The organism is Gilvimarinus sp. 1_MG-2023 (assembly GCF_030548285.1).
The window spans coordinates 1-265 of the sequence record NZ_JAUOSC010001126.1 but is presented as its reverse complement, the minus strand read 5'-3'; the positions used below and the strand labels follow the sequence as shown (position 1 = coordinate 265).

Below are 265 nucleotides of genomic sequence, written 5' to 3'. Positions count from 1 at the left end.
ACGCGGCACTGGTCGCCTCCTGAAACGCCTGTTCGGACAAACCGGATTTGGCCAAGACTTCGATGGTGCGGCTGGAACACCACAACAGCTGGCCGTGCACGTTACAGGCAAAGGTTGGCTGGCCAATTTCATTCAGCGAACCGATTGCCCGGCGCGTCTTGCGGGCATTGCTGATATGAACCTGCACCCGGGCCAGCAATACATCCAGATTCACAGGTTTGGTGACATAATCCACGCCGCCGGATTCCAACCCTCGGACCACATC

1 pseudogene is annotated in these 265 nt (G+C 57.7%); it reads right to left on the bottom strand.

The window, feature by feature from the left end:
* Window positions 1-265, bottom strand: a pseudogene (locus tag Q4563_RS20360) (DNA-binding response regulator); the annotation flags it as partial.